We start from the raw sequence: 4,993 nt of genomic DNA, 5'->3' as shown, positions 1-4,993 counted from the left end.
AATATGGCGCAAGCTCAACGGTTGTGTTCCTTTGGGTTAGACACACTTCAGCAACTTTTTAGAATGAAATAGCCCTGGTGGCACCTCCCCTTACTAATGGGAGGTTGGGAGCGATCGAAATAATGTGCGACGTAACTTGTGAACAACGACAAATCTAATTGATTTAATCAAAAAAAACGATTACGAAAATTTACCCTAATTTCCATAATTAGACTTTGCACTTCCTATTATTATTATTAATAGTGCTATTAAGCAAGACCCTTGGCTATCACGGGGTCCAATATTCCAATTTCCTGGGGTAATAATTTGGTAGTTTTTAATTTTGCCACCTTGAACATTAATCCAGTGACAAAGCGCTCCCCGTGAAGCTTCCGTTGCCCCCCATCCTTGTCCATCTCGTTCTTCGGGTTTAATATACCACTCTTCACTGAGGCGAAATTCCCGTAAACAATGTTCAGCTTGACGGTATAGCTTGACAATTTCGTGCATTCGTCCTAGTTGTCGCAGATGAACACTAGCACCACCCAATTTCTTGAATGCATCAAGGATAAATCCATCATGATGCTGCCAACCTTCCCCATGCGTACCACCTGCAACCAGTTGACGAGCAAGAGGTCCAGCTTCAAGTCTACCTAAGTTTTGGTGCAATACAGCAGTTGACCAAGTGTAGGCATTATTGAAGTCTTTTGTATTATTGACACTGGGTTTAGTGGTGCGATCGCGTGGATGAATATCGGTTTGGCTTTCGTCGTACCACGAATGGGTCATATTTTCCCGCACGAAACTTTCATCCATAGGTGTATGGGTATCGGTAAAACCATCATATACCCCACTCTTCATAATCATCGCCGCATTTCGTCCAGCAATGGTTGGTTTCTGATATTTTGTCTCATGGGGCAAATATCCCCAAGTAACGTACTTACCAACACCAGCACCAAATTTATCGAGTCCAATATCCAAACCCATTCGCCAATAAATTCCCAAATCTGAGTTCCAATGTTCGGGTTTTTCATTCAGCCAAACCATGAAATCATCATAAGTCTGAATCTCTTCATAGCGTTCTAAAGAACACCCCAACCATACTGATTCAATCCAATTACGCCGAAAATATTCCAAAATTGACCAAGCGCGAGTCACATCAGTCAAAGTTGGGGCACACATTACGCCACCTGGCACCATATAACTGCTGTGGCAACTGGTGATATGCTAAAAAGGTTAGCGGGTAACTTGTTGATTGGTATTGAATGCTATTCACTAACATTATAATTTCACCATTCCAGCTTATAAATAAGGGAATATTTAGGGAATGAGCGGGCAAAATCACAACCAGGATAATTGCGATCGCGTATCTACGCATGACTATACAAATGAAAACCCAAGCCACTTGTTCACCGATATTTTTGCGGATTTTGAACCATCGAACACTACAGATGGAAGTTATAGAGGAACAATGGCGAAAATTAAAGCGACGGAATTACACTATCAGGAAGTTTTTGAGCAGAAGTTAATCGAAGCCAATGCTAATTTAAAAAGGGATAGAGTTAGAGTTAGCATCAAACAAACTGGCAATTCCCTCCAGTTACGAGCTACCCTACCGTTAAAACCAGATGATTGCTCAGGAAAAAAGAAAAAGCAGTATGATTTGTCTTTGGGGATACCAGCAAATTTAGATGGACTCAAAACAGCAATTGAGGAAAGTTATGAATTAGGTAAGTTGATAGCTCGTCACACTTTCGAGTGGAATGAGAAGTATTTAGGAATTAAATCTAGAGAAGAACAAGAGATAAAAAATATTGGGGAATTATTAGATAAATTTGCAGAAAGTTACTATAAAACTCGTCAGAATACAATCACAAGTCAAAACACTTTTGCCAACTATACATCTGTAATTAAAAGAAACTTTCCTCTAAAAATATTAGCGACAAAAAATAATTTTGAGGAAATCATTAATTCATTTCAGGGAAATAAAAAAAATGAACTTATTGCAGTAACTTCTGTTTTTATTAAAACCTTTCAGTTAGGATTTAACCTTGATGTCACGCGAGATAAAGTGACTCCAGCCTTCCGAGAAATTCCCGACAACGAGAAAATCGTTCACTCATTTGACCTATTTGAAAAATTCGCCATCAGCCGCAAGAATACCAATATCTGCGATGAAATCGACACCTGGGAAATGTGGCGTTGGGTATATGGAATGCTGGCAACCTTTGGGTTACGACCGAGAGAGCTATTTGTCCAACCAGATATTAATTGGTGGATATCTCCACAAAATGCCGATAATACTTGGAAAGTCCATAAAGACACCAAAACTGGATATCGAGAAGTTATCCCCTTTGTTCCCGAATGGATCGAATTATTCGATTTAAAAAATCCTCAACCATTAAAAATTTTAGATAAGAAGGTTGCAAAAATTGCATCTGTGCAAAACATTAATTGGATGCGGAGAGATATATCCAGATGGTTTAGAAAAGTTGGGGTTGAGTTTCAACCCTACGATTTGCGTCATGCTTGCGCGATTCGATCGCATCTTCAGGGAATACCCATTAAAGCCGCAGCAGACAATTTAGGTCACACTGTTGACGAGCATACGAAAACTTACCAGCGTTGGTTTGGGATTGAAAATCGTAAAAAAGCTTTTGGTGAGGTAATTAGTCAAAAGGCTTTAATTGAATTGCAGAAGAATGAAATATTAGCGTTACGGATGGAAAGTGAGAGGTTAAAGTTGGAAGTTGAAAAATTGAAATTTCAGAGGAATGGTTGAACTTTAGATAAGTTGATGAAATTACGTACAAAATCAGGTGATTATGCAGAAACTTTCCGCATGATAGTATAGTTAGCTGCACCTCACTTTTCATTTTTGGTTCCCATGCTTTCAATAGATTTACTGAACCTTTCTTTACTCTCTGTGCAATAAAATTAACTCAACTAAAAAACATGAAAACCAAAGCTGGAAGTATATATGGCAAGAGGCTATCACATTTACGTTCTCCATACCGTTCTCCATACTGGGTATGGGTATGATCATCATGGAATTGATTGTGGGGACGGAACAGTTATTCACTATGATGGAGAAAAGATCGCTCAAGTCTCTATCGCTACTTTCCGCGCTGGGAAGAATCAAGATTTTGTAAAACTCTATGGTCAGTGTTACCCAGATGATAAAGTCATTCAACGGGCTAAAAGCCGTTTAGGAGAAAGCAAGTACAGCCTTTTGTTCAATAATTGTGAACACTTTGCAACATGGTGTAAAACAGGTTTAAGTGACAGTGAACAAGTCAGTAATGCTGGTGCAACAGCAGGTGGTGCTTCCGTTAGTGGAGCAGCAGTAGTAGCTGGTCTTGGGGTTGTCAGTGCGACTGGCGCGGCAGCAGGCTTGAGTGGTGCTGGTATCATGTCTGGTCTCGCTGCAATAGGTGGAATTATTGGAGGTGGTGCCGTTGCTGGAATTAGCGTATTAGGGGCTGCACCAGGATTGGTTTCAACAGTAGCTATGAATAAAGTTTTGGAGGACAAGAAAAGTCTACCGAGTGATGAGCGAAAGGCTCGTGAAGTTGGCAGAAATATGACAACAGTTGGTGCAGTTGGTGCAGTTGCAGCTAGTGGGAGTGTTGCTGGATTAAGTGCTGCTGGAATTACCTCTGGATTAGCAGCAGTCGGTGGAATTGTTGGAGGTGGGATGGCTGCGGGAGTTGCTATTACAGCAGCAGCTCCGGCAGTGGCTGCGGCAGCAGTTGGGTACGGAGCTTATCAAGTTTGGAAGTTGTTTTCTAAATAGAGGCTTAGGTTTTAGTTTGTTAAAGCGATCGCATACTATCCACCAATTTCCAAACTGCTAAATATCTTCCATCTCCGATGCGATCGCATATCAGCTACAATCACGAAATTGAGATACTTCCAGGATTAATGCGATCTGCTAAACTACAAAAGTTCACTTGCGCTGATGTCAAAATACGCTCAAAAATGTACCTTTTTGATGCTTATTATTTCTGCGATACGCTTTTTCGCTAAACTATAATCAGGTAAACAGCAAGATGAGATTATGAATTTAGATACAATTCAACAAGATATTGCGTCTCTTCCTCCCGATGCACAACAAATCATAGTGGAACTCGTAGAAGTCCTGAAAAAACGCTACCTTCTGAATCAACACGAATCTTCAGAAAATTCCTTGCAAGAATGGTCAGACTTTATTGGTTGCATAGAAGCTGAAACAGACCTCTCAAAAAACCATAAAAACTATTTAGACCGTGAACTTAACCAAAAATATGATCATAGTTGATACAGGCTTTTGGTTAGCTCTTGCCAATAAAAAAGATGCAGTTCATATATCCGCCAAAAAACGATTTCAAGATTTAGCTAATCAGCAATTTATTACAACTTGGTGTGTCGTCACGGAAACTTGCTATCTATTACAAAAAAGAGTAGGAGTACATGCTCCAAAAATCTTTATTCATAAAATTTATACAGGAAAGTTACAAATCTTTGATCTCAAACAACATCATTGCCAGCGTATTGAAGAACTGATGGAAAAATATAAAGACTTACCGATGGATTTAGCCGATTCCTCTCTCGTTATCCTTGCAGAAGAATTAGGTCATGGTCAAATTTTATCGGTCGATTATCGAGATTTCAACACCTATCGCTGGAAAAATACAGAACCGTTCGATAACCTCTTTAATAAATTTTTATGATCTAGTGCGATAGCGAAGCGCTCCGCAGGAATCGCTCAATATCCATTTTCTTGTGCTTCGTTAACTGTGATTAACTGCGATAGCGTAAGCGCTGACTTGGTGCGACTCGTTCTAGAGTAAAAATGGAAACATATAGCTCTAGGTGAGAACGTGGGAATAAACCCGAAAATCTCATAACTGACCACAGGATGAGGGTGAAAGTCCTTCACTTCAGGAGAGAAGTTACCTGGCTGCCTGACAGAAGTCTGTAAAGCCAGTAAAATCAAGGAAATTTAACAAAAAGGGTCAAGAGACATGAGAAA

Annotated in this window: 4 protein-coding genes and 1 pseudogene; 4 read left to right on the top strand and 1 reads right to left on the bottom strand. The window is 39.9% G+C overall.

Annotated elements, in window-relative coordinates:
• Positions 1–258 precede the first annotated feature (258 nt).
• Positions 259–1,191: pseudogene (locus tag CK510_RS26100) on the bottom strand (nickel-dependent hydrogenase large subunit); the annotation flags it as partial.
• Positions 1,192–1,306: 115 nt separating this feature from the next.
• Here CK510_RS26100 and CK510_RS26095 point away from each other — a divergent pair.
• The 4 genes from CK510_RS26095 to CK510_RS26080 all read left to right on the top strand — a co-directional run bounded on the left by CK510_RS26095 (position 1,307) and on the right by CK510_RS26080 (position 4,691).
• Entirely contained in the window at positions 1,307–2,761 is a 1,455-nt protein-coding gene (locus CK510_RS26095; RefSeq protein WP_095724445.1) for a site-specific integrase, read from the top strand.
• Between the two features lie 198 nt (positions 2,762–2,959).
• Positions 2,960–3,775 carry a lecithin retinol acyltransferase family protein gene (locus CK510_RS33050; protein ID WP_095724444.1) on the top strand — a complete coding sequence of 272 codons (816 nt, stop codon included), beginning with the start codon at positions 2,960–2,962 and terminating at the stop codon, positions 3,773–3,775.
• Between the two features lie 264 nt (positions 3,776–4,039).
• Complete coding sequence (locus CK510_RS26085) at positions 4,040–4,279, top strand: hypothetical protein (RefSeq protein ID WP_095724443.1); 240 nt, start codon at positions 4,040–4,042, stop codon at positions 4,277–4,279.
• On the top strand, positions 4,248–4,691 hold the full coding sequence (locus CK510_RS26080; RefSeq protein ID WP_245912441.1) for a type II toxin-antitoxin system VapC family toxin: 444 nt from the start codon (positions 4,248–4,250) through the stop codon (positions 4,689–4,691). Before CK510_RS26085 ends, CK510_RS26080 begins: the two co-directional genes overlap by 32 nt.
• Positions 4,692–4,993: the final 302 nt, after the last annotated feature.

Origin of the sequence: Brunnivagina elsteri CCALA 953 (assembly GCF_002289455.1) — a bacterium.
Taxonomy (GTDB): Bacteria; Cyanobacteriota; Cyanobacteriia; order Cyanobacteriales; family Nostocaceae; genus Brunnivagina; species Brunnivagina elsteri.
This window is presented reverse-complemented; position numbering and strand designations above follow the sequence as displayed.

Excerpts from the sequence above, each read along its gene's own strand:
- CK510_RS26095 (WP_095724445.1), top strand. The coding sequence starts at position 1,307 with ATGAGCGGGCAAAATCACAACCAGGATAATTGCGATCGCGTATCTACG.
- CK510_RS33050 (WP_095724444.1), top strand. The coding sequence starts at position 2,960 with ATGGCAAGAGGCTATCACATTTACGTTCTCCATACCGTTCTCCATACT.
- CK510_RS26085 (WP_095724443.1), top strand. The coding sequence starts at position 4,040 with ATGAATTTAGATACAATTCAACAAGATATTGCGTCTCTTCCTCCCGAT.